We start from the raw sequence: 20,784 nt of genomic DNA on the forward strand, positions 1-20,784 counted from the left end.
GATCGTTTTCGTTGAGCTTCGACCTGCCACGCAACATCATCCTGCCGGTCGACGCCGTCGACGTCAGGCTCGACCCCGGCCCGCATCCGTTCGAACGCTATAATGCGCAAGCGATCGCCGAGAATTGGCGGCGCGAGACCGCAGCCAACCCGGCGTTGTTCGACGGCACCGTGGTGCTGCTTTCGGCGCTCCGCTATCGCGACAACAGCCTCGTCGGTCGCTGCCATGCGGTGCGCTACTCGACCTTCATGCTTTGGCGCGGCAATCGCCAGGTGGCGGGGGCCGAGCACGCCTATGCCCATGCCATGCTGGTCGCCGGCGACAATGCGCTGGTGGCGATCCGCATGGCGTCGCACACCGTCAATGCCGGTCGCGTCTACTTCGCCGCCGGCTCGTTCGAGCCAACCGATTTCCGCGACGGCCTTGTCGATGTCGACTTCAACATGATCCGCGAGGTGCAGGAAGAAACCGGCCTCGACCTTGCCGGCGCGGCGCGCGGCAGGCGCTACTATGCCCTGTCGACGGCAACCGGCACGGTGATCTTTCGCCGCTATCGCGAAGCGGCATCCGCCGACGAGATCGCGCAGCGCATCAGCGCCTTTGTCGCCACCGAGGCAGAGCCGGAGATCGACGGGCCTGTCATCATCCGCAGTGCCGATGACCTGCCGGACGGGCTGATGCCGCACATGAAGCCACTGATCGAGTGGCATTTTGCCGACAAGGACTAACGCATCGGGCCGAAAATCGGAATCGATTTTCGGAAAGCACGATGCGCAGATTCAAAGTGTTAGGGCGTACTTTGTGCGTCCAAGTGGACGCACGTCGCTCTAATGACGCATTTTGTTTTCGATGGTTTTGCGGTCGTAGCGGGCGGCGACGAAAAACAGCATGACGCCGATACCCAGCACCGCACCCATCGCCGTTCCCATCGTCTGACCGACAACCTGCTGGAAGTCGGCGGTGACATGATCGGGGTTGGCCATGCCATAGCTGGCCAAGTACCACCAAAGCCCCGCCAATGCGGCCTCGATGATCACCGTCACCAAAGCCACTCGCTCTTTCTTGCTCATCCCACTATCCCCCTATCCTCAAGGCGATTGCTAGCACCGCGGGCTGTTCCGCGACAGGGGCAGGGCGGCCGCGTCAATATTTTGGGGACATCTGAAGGCGACGCACGCTGCGCCGCGCTATTCATGCCTCAGCGCGTCGATCGGATCGAGCCGCGCGCCGCGCAGCGCCGGGAAGAAACCGAATACCATGCCGATCAGCGCCGAGAAGCCGACGGCGAGCAGGATCACCGCCGGGCTTGGCGCAAACGGGATGGCCAGCGTCAGCGAGGCGACGCCGGCCAACGCCAGGCCGATCAGGATGCCGATGATGCCGCCGAGCAGCGACAGCACGGTCGCCTCGACGAGGAACTGGATGAGGATGTGCTTTTCATGCGCGCCGATGGCCAGCCTTATGCCGATCTCGCGGGTGCGCTCGGTGACCGACACCAGCATGATGTTCATGATGCCGATGCCGCCGACCAACAGGCTGACGCCGGCGACCGCTCCCAGCATGCCGGTCATCGTAGTGGTGGCGCTCGCCATGGCGTCGGCAATCTGGGTCATGTCGCGTATCGAGAAGTCGTCTTCGCGGTCCGGCGGGATGCGGCGTGCATCGCGCAAGATGTCCTCGACCCGCGGCAGCAGTTCGGTGGTCGGCGTCCTGTCGTCGGCGGCGACGTAGATCGAGTCGATGTCGCGGTTGCCGGCGATGCGGCGCTGGTAGGCGGCGAGCGGCATCAGCACGACATTGTCCTGATCCTGGCCGAAGCCGGTATAGCCCTTCGGCTCGAGCAGGCCGATGATCTTGCACGAGGTGCGGTTGACGCGAATGATCTCGCCTTCGGGGTCGCCGGCGCCGAAGAACTGCTGGCGCACGGTTTCGCCGATCAGGCAGACGCCGGTGCCCGAGCGGATTTCCGAATCGCTGAACGGTCGGCCCGAGATCAGCTTCCAGTCGCGCGCATCGAGATAGGCGCTGTCGGTGCCGGTGACACCCGACGTCAGGCTTTCGGTGCCGAAGATGACGCGGACCTGCTTTTGCGAGGCGGGCGAGATGGCGCGGGCGCCGCTCAAATGTGCGACAAGCGCGGCAAGTTCCTTGCTGCCGAGCGGACGTGTGGCCTGGTCGAGCCCTCCCGGTCCGCCGGGCCCGGCAGGGCGGCCGGGGCGGACAACGAGCAAATTGCTGCCGAGCTTGGAAATGTCGGCCTTTACCTTTTCAGTGGTGCCCGAGCCGATGGTGAGCATGGCGATGACGGCGGCAACGCCGATGACGATGCCGAGCAGCGTCAGAAACGAGCGCAGCACGTTGCGGCGCACTGAAAGCAGCGAGAGGCGGACGGTTTCCCAGATCATGGTTACACCACCTCAAGGTTCATGGCATCGGAGGCGACGTGGCCGTCAAGGAAGCGAATTGTGCGCTCGGCATAAGCAGCGACATCGGCCTCGTGGGTGACCATGGCGATGGTCAGGCCAAGCTCGGTGTTCAGCCGCGTCAGCAGCTCCATGATCTCGTGCGTGCGTGCGGTGTCGAGATTGCCGGTCGGTTCGTCGGCGACGAGCAGGGTCGGCCTGGTGACGATGGCGCGCGCGATCGCCACGCGCTGCTGCTGGCCGCCGGAGAGCTCGGCCGGCGTGTGGTGCTCGCGGCCGACAAGGCCGACCTCGGCCAGCGCCTTCATCGCGAGGTCGTGACGCTCGCGGGCGGCGACGCCGCGATAGATCAGCGGCAGTTCGACATTCTCCACCGCGGTGGTGCGCGGCAGGAGATTGTAGCCCTGGAAGACGAAGCCGACATAGAGATTGCGCAGCATGGCGCGGCGGTTGCGGTCGAGGCGGCCAGCATCGATGCCCATGAAGCTGTAGGTTCCGGCCGTCGGCGTGTCGAGGCAGCCGATGATGTTCATCGCCGTCGATTTGCCCGAGCCGGACGGACCCATGATGGCGACGGATTCGCCGCTGCGGATGGCAAGATCGACGCCAGCCAGCGCATGGACCGTGGCCTCGCCCTGGCCATAGCTCTTCCAGACCTTGTCGAAGGTGATGAGCAGCGAGCCTGACATAATTTCAGCTCCGCTGCTGCGCTGCGGTGATGACTTGCGCACCTTCTGCGAGACCGGAGGTGATCTCGGTCAGTTCGCCATCGGTGGAGCCGACTTTGACGTTGACCGGCCGAGGCCAGCCATTCTCCAGGACGTAGAGCGTGCGCGAGCCGTCGGTGGGCTGCGCCGTCGCCTGGCGCTGGCGGTTGCCGCGTGGACGGCCCATGCGGCCCGTGAACAGGTCGCTCAGGCTCCACGCTCGGGCAGCAGATGCCGCCGGACGGTAACGGAAAGCTGTCGACGGCACGGTGAGCACGCCCTTGGCCTCTCTGGTGACGACCGAAACGGTGGCAGTCATGCCGGGCCGCAACAGAAGCTCGTTGTTGTCGNATAGGAGATGTCGCGGATCTCGGCATCGAACGGCCGCTCGGGAAAGGCGTCGACGGTGAAGCGGGCATGCTGGCCGGGCTTGACCGCGCCGATGTCGGCCTCGTCGACCGCTGCCTTTAACTCCATGTTCCTCAGGTCGGCGGCGATGACGAACAGCACCGGCGCTTGCAGCGAGGAGGCAACCGTCTGGCCGGGATCGACCGAGCGCGTCAGAACGATGCCGTCGATGGGCGCATAGATGGTGCTTTTGGCGAAGTCCGTCTGCTGCGCCTTGAGATCGGCATTGGCGATGGCCAGATTGGCTTTGGCGCTGTCGAGCGCTGCCTTTGAGCGGTCGCGCGTCGCTGTCGCCGCTTCAAGCGACTGGTCAGTCGCCATGCCGCGCTTGGTGAGCGCCGCCGCGCGCGCAACCGCCCTTTCGTTTTCGGTGAGGGTTACGGTGGCGGTCTCGACATTGGCAGCCGCCGCCTTGGCGGAAGCCTCGGCGCGCTCGATCTGCACCTCCAGCTTGGCCGTATCGAGCGCCGCCAGCACATCGCCCTTCTTCACCTGCTGGTTCTCGTTGACCGCGACCGAGCGGACGACGCCGGACAGCTCGCTCGAAATGTCGACCTGGGTGAGCGGCTGCAGCGTGCCGGTCGCCGATACTTCGACCGTGAGGTCGGCGACAGCGGCCGGCACAGTGGTATAGTCGATCTTGGCGGGAGACGCGGCATACCATTGGTACCCCGCCAGGCTTGCGGCGACGACGACCAGCACAAGCAGGCCATAAAGCCAGCCGCGACGCCGTTTCTTCTTCAGACCCAGGCGGTCGAGCCCGAGTGCCGTCTTTATGTCGGAAGTGGATTCCGTCTTTGGCAGATTGACAATCTGGTCCACGCCGGACCCCTATAATACCAGTGATGTCCCAACCGGTGCACTGATCAGGCCGAATGGTTCAAATATCAAATTAAATTTCGCCCATGTTTGGGCCCCTGTTGGGATTGAGGCAGAAGGCTTTCTACAATGCTGACCCGGAATTACTTACTTTACGACGTGTTCACCACCGAGCGGCTGGGCGGCAATCCGCTGGCCGTCGTGCTTGACAGCAAGGGACTGGACACTGCCGCGATGCAGGCTATCGCGGGCGAGTTCAACCTGTCGGAAACCGTTTTCGTGCTGCCGCCCGACAATCCCAAGCACCGCGCCCGCATCCGCATCTTCACGCCCGACCATGAGATGCCGTTCGCCGGCCATCCGACGGTGGGCGCTGCGATTGCGCTTGCCGAAATGGCTGGCGATGGCGACACTGCCGGCATCTTCGTGCTGGAGGAAAACATCGGCCCGGTGCGCTGCGCCGTCAGCAAGCACGATGGCGCCATCTTTGCCGAGTTCGACCTGGCCAAGCTGCCGGAGCGGCTGGAATTGTCCGCCGACCCGGAAGCGATCGGGGCGGCACTTGGCCTGGGGCCGCACGAAGTCGGCTTCGAAAACCACCGCGTCTCGTTCTGGTCGGCCGGCGTGCCCTACGTGACCATTCCGGTCGCCGATCTGGAGGCGGCGGCCCGGATAAGGCTGGACAACCAGGCGTGGTCGGAACTGGCGCCCCGCAAGAGCGATTGGGCCCTCGCCAGCCCGTATGTCTATTGCCGCGAGACGGTGAACCACGACAGCGCCTTCCATGTCCGCATGATCGTGCCGGGCAATCCATCCTATGAAGATCCGGCGACCGGTTCGGCGGCCGCCGCCTTCGCCGGCGCGATCATGCATTTCGACGGTCCGAGAGAGGGTGTTTCCCAGCGTTGGATCGAACAAGGGCTGGAGATGGGGCGGCCTTCGCGCATCCGCCTCGAACTGAATGTCGAAGGCGGCAAACTGGCCGCCGCCCGCATCGGCGGCCATGCCGTCAAGGTGGCGGAAGGCAAGCTGTTCGTCTGACGATGTGCGGCACTTCAGCGATTTGTCGGGAAATGAATCCGGCAGGGCTGGACATGGCGGATGGCGGCGGCTATATGCCCGCCGACGCTGGTTTTACCGGCGAGTGGGTGCGTAGCTCAGTTGGTAGAGCAGCTGACTCTTAATCAGCGGGTCACAGGTTCGATCCCTGTCGCACCCACCATTTAATCCGTTGATATTACTCGCTTTCTCGCTGCCTGAAAGAGTGTCGCGAACATAGCGGTTCCAAATCTGACGGTTGGTTTCCAATTCGCGTTCGGTTCCAGTTGCAGCCTCAGCCTCTGGGCCGCTTGGGCACGTCTTCTTCCGACTTGGGCTTTTCTGGTCCGGCGTTCTCGCCAATACCGGACTTGTGGGCAAAACTATAGAGAAGGCCTGCCGCGACCAGCACCAAAAGCGTGCCGAGTGCCGCCACTTGCCACAGACCGAGCCCGCAGGCCACGCCGATTGCCCCGGAGAGCCACATGCCAGCCCCGGTCGTCAGCCCGTGAACCTCGCCCTTCGAAAACAAAATCGTTCCGGCAGCAAGGAACGCGACGCCGGCGGTGACCGCTTCGACAACGCGAATCGGATCGACCCTTACGGAATCCTGCTGAAACATCGGCGCGTGAATAATTTCAATCGTCAGAATACCGAAGGTAGCCGCCGCCACGCAGACCAGGATATGGGTGCGAAGCCCGGCAGGCCGATTTCGCCATTCGCGTTCGAAGCCGATCGCCGCACCGAAGATCGACGCCAAGAGAAGCCTCGCCGCAATAACGGGGAACGGGACGTAGGTCGGATGGCCGAATTCCTGGAAAAGCTGTTGCATGCGTAACCCGGGCTGACCGGCCACAACGTGCTCGGGCCGGCCAGGTTCCCCGATGCTGCCGTGATCCATCGAGCAATCGGTCAAGACTTGATCAGTTTGACGAGATTACTTCTCCGAAACACCGGCCTCGGCAAAGCTTGCCATGCGGGCATGGCATTCGAGCGCGGAGCGGACGATGTTGACGGCGAGGCAGGCGCCGGAGCCTTCGCCGAGCCGCATGCCGAGGTCGAGCAGCGGCGGCAGGCCGAGCGCCTCGAGCAGCCGGCGATGGCCGGATTCGGCCGAGACATGGGCGGCAAGCGTGTGGGCGAGGCCGGCGGGGTGCAACCTTGCCAAGGGCGCGGCGGCGGCGGTGCTGACGAAGCCGTCGAGCAGCACCGGCACGCCTGAATGGCGCGCGGCCAGCGTCGCACCGAAAATGGCGGCGAGTTCACGCCCGCCAAGGGCTGCCGCGATCCCCAGCGGATCGGCAAGGGCCTCGGCGTGGCGCTTGAGGCCGGCTTCGATGGCAGTGATCTTGCGCACCAGGCCGGCATCGTCGACGCCGGTGCCGCGCCCGGTCCATTTTTCCGCGCCGCCGCCGAACAAGGCGGCCGAAATGGCTGCCGCCGGCGTGGTGTTGCCGATACCCATTTCGCCGAAACAGACGAGGTCGAGGTCTTTGGTCACCGCGCCGTAGCCGGCCGAGACGGCGGCGAGGAAGGCTTCGCCGTCCATTGCCGGCACTTGCGTGAAATCGCCGGTCGGATAATCGAGGTCGAGCGGAATGACGTCGAGCTCCGCACCGGCGATGCGGGCAAGCTGGTTGATGGCGGCGCCGCCGCCTGCGAAATTCGCCACCATCTGCACGGTGACTTCCGACGGGAAGGCAGACACGCCCTGTGCGGTGACACCGTGGTTGCCGGCAAAAACCAGGACTTTTACGCGATCGAGCTGCGGCATGTCGCGGCCCTGCCAGCGGGCAAGCCAAGCCGCTATGGTTTCCAACCGGCCGAGGCTGCCTTGCGGCTTGGTCAGCGTGTCCTGGCGGCGGGCGACAGCATTTGCCGCGGCGTCGCTGCCGGCAGGCAGATCGAGGCATGCCGCGCGCAATTCATCAAGCGATTTGAAAGGCATGGGGGAAAAATCTCCGAAACAGAATCAGGAAAGGAAAACGGAAGCGACGAGCAGGATTGCGATCTCGCCAGACTGCTGCAGCGCGCCGACCGTATCGCCGGTCTGGCCGCCGATCTGGCTGCGGCACAGCTCGCGGAAGGCGGCAAACAACAGGCCGAGCAGGATAAGCGCGGCGACCGCGCCACCGAACCCTAGCGCCAGCAGCGCGACGGTGCCGAGCGCGGCGCCGGCAATGGCGGTTTCGGCCGACATGGTGCCTGCATCCACCGAGAGGCCGTCGCTGCGCGCCGCCGGCAAAAGATGCATGAAAGCGCCGAACAAGCCGCGCGAGGCGGCATGCGCGGCAATCAGAGCCCAGAACATCTGGGCCGGGCCGGCGAATTCCGAAAGCACGCTCCAGCGGATCAGCAGCGACAGGGCGAGCGAGCAGGCGCCGTAGGCGCCGATACGGCTGTCGCGCATGATCTCCAGTTTTTTCTCGCGTGTCCTGCCGCCGCCAAAGCCGTCCGCGACATCCGAAAGCCCGTCTTCATGCATGCAGCCGGTGGCGAGCAAGGTCGCGGCAAGGGCAAGGGCTGCTGCCGGGCCGGCGGCAAGACCGAGCCAGGTCCCGACCGCGTAGACCAGGGCGCCGATCAGAGCGACGGCGAGGCCGGCAACCGGCGCTGCCCAGATCGCGGCAGCAAGGCTGCGGTCCCGAAAATCGACGACCGGCAGCGGCAGCCGGGTGAAGAAGACGACGCAGAGCGCGATGTCATCGAGGATTTGCCGAGTGGAGAGTGTCATTCGCCTCTCGCAATGGCATGGAAGAATGTGCCGCTGACATGGCCGCGGCGGTAGCCGGAGGTGCCGAGCGGATTGCCTTGGCCATCAGCGAGGTCGGCCAAGGGTTCGTCACTGCCGGTGGCAATCATCTGCGCATAGTGGAATTCGTGGCCGCGGATCAGCGCGCCTCGGTCTCCCAGCGGACAATCGGCGCGCAGCCGCGCCTCGCGGTAGCCGAGGTTCATCTTTCGCTTGGCAAAGCTGGTCGAGTGACCGAGCAGGCCGAGCATGGCGTGCGTCTCGCCCGATGCGTCCTCCAGCGCTTTGCCGAGCACCATGAAGCCGCCGCACTCGCCATGCACCGGCCGTGTTGCCGCAAACGCCTCGATGCCGGCCCTGAAATTCGCAGCCGCCGCAAGCCGGCCGGCGTGAAGCTCGGGATAGCCGCCGGGCAGCCAGCAGACATCGCAATTTTCGCCGGGCGCTTCGTCGGCAAGCGGCGAGAAGCGGATGATTTCAGCCCCTGCCTTGCGCCAATGCGCGGCGACATGCGGATAGAGGAAGGTGAAGGCGGCATCCTCTGCCAGTGCGATGCGCTGGCCGGGCGGTGGCAGCGCGTCGCCGTAACTGCCGGTAGCGGGTGCGAAGGGCGCCGCCAGCGCCATGATGGCGTCGAGATCGAGCGAGCGTTCGACCATGTCGGCCAGCCGGTCGAGATGCGCCATCAGATTCTCGTATTCGCCGGCCTGGACGAGGCCGAGATGCCGCTCCGGCAGGTTGAGCGAGGGATCGCGCAGGATCGCGCCGACCACCGGCAGGCCGATCGCCTCGATCGCGTCGCTGCAGAGACGGCGGTGGCGCTCGCTGCCCAGCCGGTTGAGCACGACGCCGGCCATGCGCACATCGGGGTCATAGCTGGCAAACCCCTTGGCGACGGCTGCCGCCGTGGTCGACTGTCCGGAAACGTCGAGCACCAGCAGCACCGGCAGGCCGTAGAGCCGTGCGAGATCGGCCGCCGAGCCGGTGCGGCCCGGAGCAGCCGGAATCCCGTCGAACAGGCCCATGGCGCTTTCCAGGAAGATGAAATCGGCATCTTCAGTTGCGTCGCCGGCCAGCGCGTTGAGCAAAGCAGGCGGCATCGCCCAGCTGTCGAGATTGACGCCGGAAAGGCCTGTCGCGGCGGTGTGGAAACCTGGGTCGATATAATCGGGGCCGGATTTGGCGCCGCGCACCTTGAGGCCGCGCCGGGAAAGCGCGCGCAAGATACCGATGGTGACGCTGGTCTTGCCCGAGCCTGAGCGCGGCGCGCCGATGATGATCGCGCGGGTCATGGCTCGCCCGCCAATGCCGCGCGCATCGCGACGATGCCGCCGACGACGATCAGCGCCGGCGCGGTCAACCCGGCGGCGGCCGCCTCCTCGGCAATGGTGGCGAGGGTGGCGACGACGATGCGCTCCTGCGGCGTCGTCGCGGCGACGATCACTGCAGCAGGCGTCGAAGGCGGCAGGCCGCCGCCAAGCAGCGAGGCTGATATCAACGGCAGATTGGCCATGCCCATATAGACGACGACCGGCTGGCCGGTGCGGGCGATTGCTTTCCAGTCGAGGTCGTCGTCGGTGCCGGCGGCGTGGCCGGTGGCCAGGATCACCGCCTTGTTGATGCCGCGCATGGTGGCCGGGATGCCGGCTCCGGCAAGCGCGCTGAGGCCCGAGGTCAGGCCGGACAGCACGCGGAACGGGATGTTTTGGCGCGCCAGCGCCAGCGCCTCTTCGCCGCCGCGGCCGAAAATATAGGGGTCGCCGCCTTTCAGCCTGACGACGCGGCGGCCTTCTCGCGCCAGCCGCACCAGCAAAGCGGTGATGTCGTCCTGCTTCATCGACGGTTGGCCGCCACGCTTGCCGGCGTAAAAAAGCTCGGCGCCCGACGCCACTGCCACGATATCGGGAGAGACCAGTGCGTCGTAGACGAGGGCATCACACTGCCCAAGTGCGGCCAGCACTTCCAGCGTCAGGCAGCCGGGATCGCCAGGGCCGGCGCCGGCCAGCCAGACATGGCCGGGCTCAAGCTGGCGCGGCTTGAAGTTGAGCCGGGCCAAAGCCTGTTCGATCGTGGTGTTTCCTCTGTTGTTTCCGGTGCCGTCGTTCACAATCCGTCCCGTCCGCGAAAACGCCGCTGGTAGTGGGCGTCGTAAAGTGAACTCTCGCCAAAGTTTTCCGCTGCCAGCGAGCGGCCGACAAAGATGATTGCCGTGCGCTCCATCGGATCGGCGGCCAGTTGCGCCTCGATCGTCGCCAGCGTGCCGGTCAGCACGCGCTCGTCCGGCCAGGAGGCACGGAAGACGACCGCTACCGGGCAATCGGCGCCATAGAACGGCGTCAGCTCGGCGACGATGCGGTCGATGACGTGGATGGCAAGATGAATGGCGAGCGTCGCGCCGGTGCGGCCGAAGCCGGCCAGGGTTTCGCCAGGCGGCATTTTGGACGCGCGGCCGGAGATGCGGGTCAGCACCAGGCTTTGCGCGACTTCGGGAATGGTCAGCTCGCGGCGAAGCGCTGCCGCGGCAGCCGCGAAGGAGGGCACGCCCGGCGTCAGCGTATAGGCGATGCCGTGCTTCTCCAGCCGGCGGATCTGCTCGGCGACAGCGCTCCACACCGACAGGTCGCCGGAATGCAGGCGGGAGACATCGTGGCCGGCCTGGTGGGCCGCCAGGTACTCCGCTTCGATCTCGTCGAGCGACATCGGCGCGGTGTCGATCAGCTTCGTGCCGGGCGCGCAGTGCTGCAACAGTTCCGGGGCGACGATCGAGCCGGCATAGAGGCAGACCGGGCAGCTTGCCAGCAGCCGGCTGCCGCGCAAGGTGATGAGGTCGGCCGCGCCGGGACCGGCGCCGATGAAGTGGACGGTCATGCGGCGTCTCCGCTGATGGCGATGGCGCAGGTGACCGGGCCAAGCACGGTGCGCGGCCCGAGCAGTTTTGCGCCTTTGCCCGCGGCAGCAAGCGCCGAGGCTTCGGAAACCGACGGCGTGCCGGCACGCGCCTGCGACAGGTCGGAACGGCTGATTGCGCGCGGCGACGCGGCCTCGAGCGCAGCGTCCTCGACAACGATCACTGGAAGAGCGAGTTCGCGGCCCGCAGAGAAGATTGCCTGCTCGTCCTGCTTCTGAGAAGCGGTGGCGAGCGCCGAAAGCGCCGTCATCGCCAGCCCATGTGCTTCCAGAACGGTTTCTATGGCGGCAAGCACATCCCTTGCGCTGACGCCCTTGCGACTGCCGATGCCCGCGACCATCATGGCTTGACCCAGCTCCATTGGCTGACCGGCATGGCCGGCCGCCAGGCCTGCATCGAGCCAACCGGCGAAGCGCGGGATAGTGCGATGCGGGTGAGATCGCCGCCGAGCGACGCGTGACGGGCGAGCAGCAGCGCCTCCATCTCCAGCGTCACCGCATTGGCGACCAGCCGGCCGCCAGCACGCAGGGCCTCGAGGGCCGTTTCCAGCACGCCGGTATCGCTGCCGCCACCGCCGATGAAGATCGCGTCCGGCGTCTCCAATCCGGCGAGCGCCTGCGGCGCCGAACCCTCTATCACGGCAAGTCCGGGCACGCCGCAGGCGGAACCGTTGCGGCGGATGCGGGCGGCGCGGGTTGGATCGGCCTCGATGGCAGTAGCGCGCATCGTCGGATGGGCGAGCATCCATTCGATGCCGATCGAGCCGGAGCCGGCGCCGATGTCCCACAGCAACTCGCCGCGCCTGGGGGCGAGGGCCGACAGGGTGATGGCGCGCACCTCGCGCTTGGTGATCTGGCCGTCATGCTCGAACAAGTGATCGGCAAGGCCCGATGTCAGCGGCAGGATGCGTGCTCCCGATGTTGAGTCAACTTCGACCGCCAGAACGTTGAGCGGATTGATCTTTTCCAGATCGAAGGCGTCTGCGCGCACCGAGCGCAGCCTTTCGTTCGGGCCGCCCAGCGCCTCAAGTGCCGTCATCTGCGAGACGCCGAAGCCGAGTTCGGCCAGCAGGCGCGCAATCGTTGCTGGTGCATCGCCGTCCGAGGTCAGCGCAAGGATGCGGGTGCCCGGATGCAGCAACGGCCGGATCAGGTCGAGCGAGCGGCCGTGCAGCGAAATGGTCTCGATATCCTGCAGCGCCCAGCCGAGGCGGGCGGCGGCCAGCGACATGGCCGAAGGCGCAGGAATCACCTGCATCTCCTGGGAAGGAATTTTGCGAGCAAGAGTGACGCCGACGCCATGGAAGAACGGATCGCCCGACGCCAGCACGCAGACTCGCCTGCCGGAAAGCGCCAGCACGTCGCGCATCTCGGCATCGAAAGGGGTCGGCCAGGCACGGGCTTCGCCTTTGGCGAGCGACACGACGAGCGCAAGGTGGCGCGTGCCGCCGAAGACGAATTCGGCCTCGGCGATCAGCCGCTTGGCCTCGTCACCGAGACCCGCTACACCGTCCTCGCCGATGCCGACGATTGTGAGCCATTTTGGTGTTGGCTGTTTATTGTTTGACATGCCGCGCCGCCCCTCATCCGCCTGCCGGCACCTTCTCCCCGTATAGTGACGGGGAGAAGGGAACTGGCCGCAACGCTGGCGTCCCCCTCTCCCCGTCCTTCACGGGGAGAGGGTAAGGGTGAGGGGCAGCTCGGCGTGGCCTGACGTGGTGCCAATGAAGCGCATTCTGATCCTCGGCGGAACCACCGAAGCCCGGCAACTGGCGGGAAAGCTGGCCGCGCGTGCCGATCTTGCGATCACATTGTCGCTGGCCGGCCGCACTGAAAATCCTGTCGCGCAAGGCGTGCCGACGAGGGTAGGCGGTTTCGGCGGCGCCGACGGGCTGGCTGCCTACCTCCGCGAGACCCGCATCGAGCTGCTGGTCGACGCCACGCATACCTATGCGGCGCAGATCTCGGCCAATGCCGCGGCAGCGGCGCGAGAGGCCGGCGTGCCGATCGTTGCGCTCAGGCGCCCGGGCTGGGAGCCTGCCGAAGGCGACCGCTGGACGCTGGTCGACAGCGTTGGCAGCGCGGTGACGGCCCTGGCCGCTGCGCCACGCCGCGTTTTCCTGGCGCTTGGCCGGCAGGAGGTCGCCGCCTTCGAGGCGGCGCCCCAGCATCATTATCTCATCCGCAGCGTCGATCCGGTCGAGCCAAGGCTCGCTGTGCCCGACGCGACCTATCTCCTGGCGCGCGGGCCGTTCCGGGAAGCCGACGAACGCGCACTGCTTCTGGAACACCGCATCGATATCGTCGTGTCCAAGAACAGCGGCGGCGAGGCGACCTACGGCAAGATCGCCGCAGCGCGGGCGCTCGGCGTCGAGGTGGTCATGATCCGCAGGCCGACGCTGCCGGACGTTGCGTCGGCTGAAACCGTCGAAGCCCTTGCCGCGATGGTCGATCATTTTCTTGGGCCCGCCGCCGAACGCGGCGTGTAGACCAGCGCCGGTCTTTCGCCGCGCTTGATGATCCTGGTTTCCGGCGAGCCGATGATGATGCAGGTCGCCATGTCGGCCTTTTCCGCGTCGGCGTCCGCCAGCAGAAAAATCTCGATGCGCTCGTCGGGACGGCCGGCGGCACGGCCGAAGACGACCGGTGTGGTGCCCGGCAGGATCGCAGTCAGGCATTCGAAGGCGCGGCCAAGTTGCCAGGGGCGCGCCTTGCTGATCGGATTGTAGAGCGCGATGACGAAGCCGGCGCCGGCCGCAGCCAGCAGCCGCAATTCGATGAGATCCCATGGTTTTAGATTGTCTGACAACGAGATGGCGCAGAAATCATGGCCGAGCGGCGCGCCGATGCGGGCCGCGACCGCGAGCATTGCGGTGATGCCGGGCAGCATCGAAACGTCAACGGCACGCCATTCGGCCGGGCCGGCCTCGATCGCCTCGCAGACGGCTGCCGCCATGGCAAAGACGCCGGGGTCGCCGCCCGAGACAACGGCGACATTGTGGCCCTGCGCAGCCATTGCCAGCGCGTCCTTGGCGCGGGACAGCTCCTCGCGATTGTCGGAGGCGACGCGGGTCTGGTCCGGGCGCAGGTCGAGCCGGTCGAGATACGGTTTGTAGCCGAAGAAGAATCTTGCCTCGGCGACGGCGCGGCTCGCTTCCGGCGTCACCTGGTCGGCATTGCCGGGCCCAAGGCCGATTACGGTCAGGCGGCCGCTCATGTTTCGGCTCCCAATGCGGCGGCCCGGCCTGACCAGCCGGCGACCAGCACGATGGCGAAGTAGGGCGCGTTGTGGTCCTGCTTGTCGGCCAGCCGCATCGAAACGCCGCCCGGCATGGTGCCGCGCTCGACATAGACGGCACGCGCCAGCTTGTCGGTCGCCTCCAGCGCGCGCCTGATCTTGGGCAGGTTGCGGCCAACCTTCATGATGACGGCAGCATCGGTGTCGGCGAGGCGGCGGGTCAGCTCGAATTCGCTCATCGTGCCCGGCAGCACGGTCAATACATCGTCGCCCTGGACGATCGGCGTTCCGGTGGCCGACCAGCAGCCGGACATGGCAGTGACGCCGGGAATGACCTCTGTTGGAAAGCGGTGCGCCAGCCTGACATGCAGGTGCATGTAGGAGCCGTAGAACAGCGGGTCGCCTTCCGAGAGCACCGCGACCATCCTGCCGGCGCTGAGATGCTCGGCGACCTTTTCGGCCGACTCCTCGTAGAAATCCGCTATCTGCGACCGATAATCGCTGTGATCCTTGTCGATTTCGGTGGTGACGGGATAGAGCAGCGGCAACTCGATCAAATCAGGACGAAAATGCGCGCCGACGATGGCGCGCGCGTTGCTGTTGTTGCCGCGCTTGGCGAAATGCGCCACCACGTCGGCCTCGGCCAGCGCGCGCACGGCCTTGAGCGTCAGCAGCTCGGGGTCGCCGGGACCGGTGCCGACGCCGACAAGCCTGCCTTTTACAATCGCGTTCACAGGCCCGGCCTCGCCAATGCGTTGAGCGCGGCGGCGGTCATGGCGCTGCCGCCCAGCCTGCCGCGCACGATGGCGTAAGGAACGCCGTAGGAATTCTCGGCTAGCGCGTCCTTCGATTCGGCAGCACCGACGAAACCGACTGGCATGCCGATGATGACAGCCGGTTTCGGCGCACCGTCGCGCAGTCTCTCCAGCAGGTAAAAAAGTGCGGTCGGCGCGTTGCCGATGGCGACGACCGAACCGGCTATGCGCTCGCCCCACAGGTCAATGGCTGCGGCCGAACGGGTGTTGCCGATCCTTTTCGCTATGTCGGACGTCCGCGGGTCGCGCAGCGTGCAGATCACCTCGTTGCCGGTCGGCAACCGGGCGCGGGTGATGCCGTGCGAGACCATCTCGGCGTCGCAGAAGATCGGCGCGCCGGCCGCCAGTGCCGCGCGGGCGGCGGCAACAAAAGCTTGCGAAAAAACAAAGTTCTGCGCGGCCTCGACCTGGCCGCAGGCATGGATCATGCGGATGGCAACATCGGCTTCGGCATCGGAAAACCGCGACAGGTCGGCCTCGGCGCGAATGATGGCGAAGGAGCGCTCATAGATCGCCGTGCCGTCATGGATGTAGTCGTAGGGGGCGGGCATGTTCAATCCTGTCGGTAGAGTTCGGTGACACCGGCCGCGCCAAGCCTTGTCAGGCAGGCGGCGGTGGTCTCACCTCGAAATCGTTCTTCGCGGATCGCTGCGGCAATGCGGCCAACGCCGCGCGCGGCGTCATAGCCTGGCCTGTATCCGGCGGGAAGGGCCTTCGCCGTCCCGTCCACGACAAGTCCGGCCCCGTTTTCGCCGCCGACCAGTGTCAGCGCCGCCCGGCCGGGATGGGCACAGCCCTTGGCGCAGCCGGAAATATGGAGGGTGACGGAGGCATCGAGAAGGTCGCGGTTTTCTGCGGCGATGGTCTCGGCGATGTCGCGCGTCGCGATCCGGCCGGAGGCGCAGGCCGGCGCACCGGGGCAAGCGGCGATTTTTGTGCGCGGGTCGGCAGCGTCAATAACGAAGCCGAGGGTGGCGGCGGCCTGCTGGAGCGCGTGGCAGGCGGTCGGGGAGAGGCCGATGAAAAGCAGCGCGCGTCGTGGCGCCAGGCGGATTTCGGCCGCGCCAAGGGTGAGGGCGTGTTGCGTGAGGCCGATGAGTTTTTGCGCCGGCATGCTGCCGAAGGGCAGGCCGATGCCGAGGGCGATGCCATCTGTCAGATCGAAAATTCCAATGGGGAAGCGAGCCGGCACAGGAAGGCGCTCCACGGTGCCCCCCTCTGTCCTGCCCTCTTTGCCACCACTTGTCATCTCCCCCACTTGGGGGGAGATCGGCAGCTTCGCCGCCGGCTCCCCCTTAGCACCCGTAGCGATTGGCGGAAGCGGAGACCAGGGCGCAATCTCCCCCCTCGTGGGTGAGATGTCCGGCAGGACAGAGGGGGGCGCGAAGGAATGCCAGCTTGCGAGAGATGTCAGCTGCCTAGCCGTCAAATCCCGCGCGTGGGCTTCGCGGCCTTTTTCGGCGACCATCCTCAACATCGCGATGGCGATATCGCGGGCCGCATCGTCTCCCACCGTAGCGAGCGGCTTCGCATTCTGCCCATCACCCGCAACAGATACCTGCCACCTGATTCCCGCATTGGTGCGCACCGCTGCCAGCCGCACATCGGCTGTCATCACATCCATAGCCAACTGTCCGCCGCCGTCGACAATCACCGAAACCTTAGGGCCAAGGCGGTGTGCCGGCCCAGCTTCAGCAATTGCCGCCCGAATCCGCTCCGCCAGCGGGCGCGGATCTGCGATCTCTTGCGGGTCCAGCCCCGCCAGCGGTCCGGTCTCGACCGGCACGCCGGTGCGCACTGCAATGCCGAGGGCGTCGACTTCCATTGCCAGCAGCCGGGCGCTTGCCGATGTCAGGCCGCGGATCTGCAGGCTGCCACGCGCGGTCATTTCCATGATGCCGTTGCCATGCCGCAAGGCGGATTCACCGAGCCCGATCAAGCATTTCGGCGAGAGTCCTCCAGCGACCGGGTTGAGCCGCACCAGAAGCCCGTCGCCGGTCTGCATCGGCGCGGACAAAGCGGGGCAGGCGCCGCGGCGGGAGAAGGCGTTCATGCCGCCACCCCCAGCGCCTGGGCCTCGGCGATCAGTGCGGCGAGATCGTCATCGACGGAATTGCGCAGCGGATGCCAGAGACCGCGCCGCCGCGCCGACAAAAAACGCTCGGCGATGATTTTCGCGGCCGCCGGATTTTCGCGCAGGATGAAGGCGCGCACCGCGGGATCGCCGAGATAGGCGTCGTGCACGGCCTCGATCAGCGTGCCCGGTATGGCATGGGTGGTCTCGGCGAAACCGACGAGACGGTCGACGGTCTCGGCGAATTCCGAAGCGCCGCGCGGCCCGTGCCGCATCTGGCCGGCAATGAAGCGCGGGTTGACGGCGCGGGCGCGAACCACCCGAGATACGGCTTCTCCAAGCGAGCGCGGCTTCGGCTTTTGCGGATCCGTGGTGTCGAGGACGATGACGTCGGCGTTCTTGCCAAGCGCTGCAAGCGCCGCCGAAAAACCACCGATGAAGGCGACATCGGCAGAGCCTTCCAAAATGTCGCGGCCGGGGTCGTCTCCGGTATGGACGAGAAGGTCGGCCTCGGCGATACGATCCTCGAAGGCGCCGGGCGCTGAAATCGCTTCGCCCCCGGCGCCGCCATAGGCATGCGAGGTGGCGTCGAGATAGGCGCGACCGATTTCTTCGCGCTTGGCCCAGTCGCCGCTCGACAGCAACGCCTCGACACCGGCGCCGTAGGTACCGGGCGAGGTGCCGAAAATGCGCGGGCTGACCTTGCCATCGGCGCGGGTTTTTGCGGCGAGCGGGTTTTCCGTCGCGTCCTCGTCGCGGGCGGCGACGGCGTCGGCGGCCGCATCGATCAGGGCGATCTGGGTCGGGAACATGTCGCGGAACAGGCCTGAAATGCGCCAGGTGACATCGACGCGCGGGCGGCCAAGGGTGGCCGGCGGCAGCACCTCGATGCCGGTGACGCGGCCGGTGGCGCCGTCCCATTGCGGCCGGCAACCCATCAGCGCCAGGCCTTGCGCGATCTCTTCGCCGCCGGTGCGCAGCGAGGCCGAGCCCCAGAGGTCGATGACCAGCGAGCGCGGCCAGTCGCCATGCGATTGCATGTAGGTGCGCAAGACCTCGTCGGACGCCGCCCTGCCGAGATCGAAGGATGTCGGCGTCGGCATGGTGCGTGGATCCGATGTGAACAGGTTGCGGCCAGTCGGTAGGACATCGCGCCGGCCACGCGCCGGCGCGCCGGCAGGACCGGCAGCGACATGGCGGCCGTCGAGGGCCGCGATCAATGCTGATTTCTCGGCCGCCGCACTTTGCTGGCGCAGCTGATCGGCCTCGCCCTCGGCTGAGCGGCCGTAGATGTGCAGCCCGTCCTTGATGGCGAAGTCCTTGAGGTCGCAGAGCCAGGCGTCGATGCGGCGCAGCGCTTCGTCGGGCGCGTCGGTTCCGGCGACGCCGGCCTCGGAGGCGAGCCCGGTCTTTTCAGCGGTTTCGACAATCAGCCTCGCCAGGCGGTCGCGGCGGCGGCGGTCGAGCCCGTCGGCCTGGGCATATTCGTCGACCAGCCGCTCAAGCTGGTGCTGGTTCTCGTCCAGACCGGCGCCGGTCAGAGGCGGCGGCAGATGGCCGAGGGTGACGGCGGCAATGCGCCGCTTGGCCTGCGCTGCCTCTCCCGGGTTGGAGACGATGAAGGGATAGATGACGGGCAGGGGCCCGGTGACGATCTCGGGAAAACAGGTTTCGCTGAGCGCCACTGTCTTGCCGGGCAGCCATTCCAGCGTGCCATGGGCGCCGACATGGACGAGGGCATGGACATCGAGCGCCTTGCGCAGCCACAGGCCAAAGGCGATCAGCGCATGGCGCGGCGGCAGCGTCGGGTCGTGATAGTCGGCGCGACGGTCGACTGAACGCCCGCGGTCAGGGGCGAGCGCAACGGTGATGTTGCCGAAGGTGGCGGCGCGGAAGGGGAAATTTGCAGAAGCGGGCGCTTGAACACCCCCCTCTGTCCTGCCGGACATGTCCGGCAGGACAGAGGGGGGTGCCTCGCACCAACCTGTCTCATCTTCAGCATTCCCCCATGCGGCCTCTACCACAGCCATTGCCTCAGCAGGCAATTCCTTCGAGAAGGTCAGATACTCCTTCAATGCCAACCCTTGATCGACCGACTCCAGCATCTCCAGCAATGCACGCGGCGTTTGCGGAATCCCTTCAACGACGTAGCCCTGTTCGCTCAGGTCGTGCAGCATCGCCAGCACGCTGGACGGCACGTCGAGGCCGACGGCGTAGCCGGTGCGGCCGGGGGCGCTCGGATAGTCGGGGATCAGGATGGCGAGCTTGCGCTTTTCGCGCGGCGTGCGCTGCAGGCGCACGAACGCGTCGACACGGTTCGCCACCTGGGCGACGCGGTCCGGCTCCGGCCGGTTGGCGAAGGCGCGGAAAGCCAATGCTGGATCGACCTCGCTTTCGCCCTTGAAGGAAACGGCGCCGGCAAGGATGCGGCCGTCGAGTTCCGGCAGGACGACATGCATGGCGAGGTCGGCGGGCGCCAGGCCGCGCTGGTTGTCTTGCCAGATATCGCGGCGTGTCGTCGCGACGATGACCTGGAAGACAGGAACGCCGGCGCGGTCGAACGGGGTTTCGACGCCGGGCTCAGCACCCGAGGCGAAGGCGGTCGCGGTGATGATGGCGGCAGGGTGTAGCGTGGCAAGCGCGGTTTCGACAAAGGCGAGCGAGGCCGGGTCCTTGAGGCTGGAGACGAAGATCGGCACGGGGGCCATGCCGCGCTGCCGCAGCGCTTCAAACAATGCGTCGATCGGCGCGACGTCGGCGGCGAGCAGCATCGAGCGGTAGAAGAGAATGGGGATGATGGGGGCGGATTCTATGGCTGCAAGGCCGCGTTCCTTCGCCCCCCCCTCTGTCCTGCCGGACATCTCCCCCACAAGGGGGGAGATCGCCCCGTCATCGACGCTGTTGTCAACGTTAGACGTTACAGAATTCGCGATGCGGTCAGTGACGGCTAATCTCCCCCCAAGTGGGGGAGATGTCCGGCAGGACAGAGGGGGGCGCGAAGGAACGCCGGCATTTGAAAAGTCCGGTCTTTCTACGCCCCCCAATCCCGGCTCATAAAATCCCGCCTTCGGCACGACAACCGGCTCCGCGACCGCCACGTCTGATCCGGCGAGACTTGCCAGCCTCCGCACCAGCGCCGTCATATTCTCCGGGCCGCCTTCGCGGAAATAGCCGAGCAGGCCGTCGAGCTCCTGGCGCGGCAGCGTCGAGCCTTCGATCAGCCGCAAATCCTCGTCGCGGCATTCGCCGGGCAGCAGCGCCAGTTTTATGCCGTGCGCGCGGGCGGTCGAGGCGAGCTGGTCGCAGCCATAGCGCCACCAGTCGTAACCGCCGAGGATGCGAACCAGAACAACCCTGGCGTGCCGGGCGACGCTGTCGATCCAGAGGTCTACTGACATCGGATGGCGCAGGTCACGTAGAGCCGCCAGCCGCATCGACGGCAGCCGATCCGCGTCCGCCTGCCACGCCGCCGCCAGCCCGGCCAGGTCGCTGTCGGTGAAGGACAGCGCCACGACATCCGCAGGCGTCTGCCTGAGATCGACAGGCTCGGCGAGATCGTCGAGCGAGGCGGATGTGGTGGTGAGGATGTGCATAGCGGCTCGT

Annotated in this window: 19 protein-coding genes, 1 tRNA gene and 1 pseudogene; 4 read left to right on the forward strand and 17 right to left on the reverse strand. The window is 66.5% G+C overall.

Annotated elements, in window-relative coordinates:
* Positions 1-11 precede the first annotated feature (11 nt).
* Positions 12-728, forward strand: a complete 717-nt coding sequence (locus tag X738_RS55930) for a hypothetical protein (protein WP_023798828.1) — start codon at positions 12-14, stop codon at positions 726-728.
* A gap of 99 nt (positions 729-827) precedes the next feature.
* Here X738_RS55930 and X738_RS55935 read toward each other — a convergent pair whose 3' ends face one another.
* The 4 genes and pseudogenes from X738_RS55935 to X738_RS55950 form a co-directional block, all read right to left on the reverse strand.
* Positions 828-1,070: a hypothetical protein gene (locus X738_RS55935; protein ID WP_023798829.1), complete on the reverse strand. Its 243-nt coding sequence runs from the start codon at positions 1,068-1,070 to the stop codon at positions 828-830.
* A gap of 117 nt (positions 1,071-1,187) precedes the next feature.
* Positions 1,188-2,405, reverse strand: coding sequence for an ABC transporter permease (locus X738_RS55940; RefSeq protein WP_023798830.1), 1,218 nt, complete (start codon positions 2,403-2,405; stop codon positions 1,188-1,190).
* Positions 2,406-2,407: 2 nt separating this feature from the next.
* Complete coding sequence (locus tag X738_RS55945) at positions 2,408-3,112, reverse strand: ABC transporter ATP-binding protein (RefSeq protein ID WP_031254763.1); 705 nt, start codon at positions 3,110-3,112, stop codon at positions 2,408-2,410.
* Between the two features lie 4 nt (positions 3,113-3,116).
* A pseudogene (locus X738_RS55950) lies at positions 3,117-4,360 on the reverse strand (efflux RND transporter periplasmic adaptor subunit).
* Between the two features lie 126 nt (positions 4,361-4,486).
* Here X738_RS55950 and X738_RS55955 point away from each other — a divergent pair.
* Both X738_RS55955 and X738_RS55960 read left to right on the forward strand, forming a co-directional pair.
* Positions 4,487-5,398: a PhzF family phenazine biosynthesis protein gene (locus X738_RS55955; protein ID WP_023798832.1), complete on the forward strand. Its 912-nt coding sequence runs from the start codon at positions 4,487-4,489 to the stop codon at positions 5,396-5,398.
* A 105-nt stretch (positions 5,399-5,503) separates the two neighbouring features.
* Positions 5,504-5,579: transfer RNA gene (locus X738_RS55960), tRNA-Lys, on the forward strand.
* 111 nt (positions 5,580-5,690) lie between these two features.
* Here X738_RS55960 and X738_RS55965 read toward each other — a convergent pair.
* The 8 genes from X738_RS55965 to X738_RS56000 form a co-directional block, all read right to left on the reverse strand.
* Positions 5,691-6,227, reverse strand: coding sequence for an MgtC/SapB family protein (locus X738_RS55965; protein WP_023798833.1), 537 nt, complete (start codon positions 6,225-6,227; stop codon positions 5,691-5,693).
* Between the two features lie 105 nt (positions 6,228-6,332).
* A complete protein-coding gene (gene cobT, locus X738_RS55970) occupies positions 6,333-7,343 on the reverse strand; it encodes a nicotinate-nucleotide--dimethylbenzimidazole phosphoribosyltransferase (RefSeq protein ID WP_023798834.1) in 1,011 nt (336 codons plus the stop codon).
* Between the two features lie 24 nt (positions 7,344-7,367).
* Complete coding sequence (gene cobS / locus X738_RS55975) at positions 7,368-8,129, reverse strand: adenosylcobinamide-GDP ribazoletransferase (RefSeq protein ID WP_023798835.1); 762 nt, start codon at positions 8,127-8,129, stop codon at positions 7,368-7,370.
* Complete coding sequence (locus tag X738_RS55980; RefSeq protein ID WP_023798836.1) at positions 8,126-9,439, reverse strand: cobyrinate a,c-diamide synthase; 1,314 nt, start codon at positions 9,437-9,439, stop codon at positions 8,126-8,128. The genes cobS and X738_RS55980 overlap by 4 nt, the downstream gene beginning before the upstream one ends.
* Entirely contained in the window at positions 9,436-10,254 is an 819-nt protein-coding gene (cobA, locus tag X738_RS55985; RefSeq protein WP_023798837.1) for a uroporphyrinogen-III C-methyltransferase, read from the reverse strand. Before cobA ends, X738_RS55980 begins: the two co-directional genes overlap by 4 nt.
* Positions 10,251-11,015: a precorrin-4 C(11)-methyltransferase gene (gene cobM, locus X738_RS55990; protein WP_023798838.1), complete on the reverse strand. Its 765-nt coding sequence runs from the start codon at positions 11,013-11,015 to the stop codon at positions 10,251-10,253. The genes cobA and cobM overlap by 4 nt, the downstream gene beginning before the upstream one ends.
* Entirely contained in the window at positions 11,012-11,398 is a 387-nt protein-coding gene (locus X738_RS55995; RefSeq protein ID WP_023798839.1) for a cobalamin biosynthesis protein, read from the reverse strand. The genes cobM and X738_RS55995 overlap by 4 nt, the downstream gene beginning before the upstream one ends.
* Complete coding sequence (locus X738_RS56000; protein WP_023798840.1) at positions 11,395-12,624, reverse strand: bifunctional cobalt-precorrin-7 (C(5))-methyltransferase/cobalt-precorrin-6B (C(15))-methyltransferase; 1,230 nt, start codon at positions 12,622-12,624, stop codon at positions 11,395-11,397. Before X738_RS56000 ends, X738_RS55995 begins: the two co-directional genes overlap by 4 nt.
* Positions 12,625-12,778: 154 nt before the next feature.
* On the opposite strand from X738_RS56000, the gene X738_RS56005 reads away from it, so the two are divergent.
* Positions 12,779-13,543: a cobalt-precorrin-6A reductase gene (locus X738_RS56005; RefSeq protein ID WP_023798841.1), complete on the forward strand. Its 765-nt coding sequence runs from the start codon at positions 12,779-12,781 to the stop codon at positions 13,541-13,543.
* Here the strand turns inward: X738_RS56005 and X738_RS56010 are convergent.
* From X738_RS56010 to cobN, 5 genes are read right to left on the reverse strand one after another with little or no spacing between them, the layout of a single operon-like run.
* Complete coding sequence (locus X738_RS56010) at positions 13,507-14,271, reverse strand: precorrin-3B C(17)-methyltransferase (protein ID WP_023798842.1); 765 nt, start codon at positions 14,269-14,271, stop codon at positions 13,507-13,509. The genes X738_RS56005 and X738_RS56010 overlap by 37 nt on opposite strands.
* The gene (locus tag X738_RS56015; protein WP_023798843.1) at positions 14,268-15,026 is read right to left on the reverse strand and encodes a precorrin-2 C(20)-methyltransferase; all 759 of its coding nucleotides are present in this window, start codon (positions 15,024-15,026) and stop codon (positions 14,268-14,270) included. The genes X738_RS56010 and X738_RS56015 overlap by 4 nt, the downstream gene beginning before the upstream one ends.
* Entirely contained in the window at positions 15,023-15,658 is a 636-nt protein-coding gene (locus X738_RS56020; protein ID WP_023798844.1) for a precorrin-8X methylmutase, read from the reverse strand. The genes X738_RS56015 and X738_RS56020 overlap by 4 nt, the downstream gene beginning before the upstream one ends.
* A gap of 2 nt (positions 15,659-15,660) precedes the next feature.
* Positions 15,661-17,160 (reverse strand): precorrin-3B synthase, encoded by a 1,500-nt coding sequence (cobG, locus tag X738_RS56025; protein ID WP_023798845.1) that lies wholly within the window; start codon positions 17,158-17,160, stop codon positions 15,661-15,663.
* Entirely contained in the window at positions 17,157-20,774 is a 3,618-nt protein-coding gene (cobN, locus tag X738_RS56030) for a cobaltochelatase subunit CobN (protein WP_023798846.1), read from the reverse strand. The genes cobG and cobN overlap by 4 nt, the downstream gene beginning before the upstream one ends.
* Between the last annotated feature and the right edge of the window lie 10 nt (positions 20,775-20,784).

It is taken from the genome of Mesorhizobium sp. L48C026A00 (assembly GCF_000502375.1).
In the GTDB taxonomy this organism is placed as follows: Bacteria; Pseudomonadota; Alphaproteobacteria; order Rhizobiales; family Rhizobiaceae; genus Mesorhizobium; species Mesorhizobium muleiense.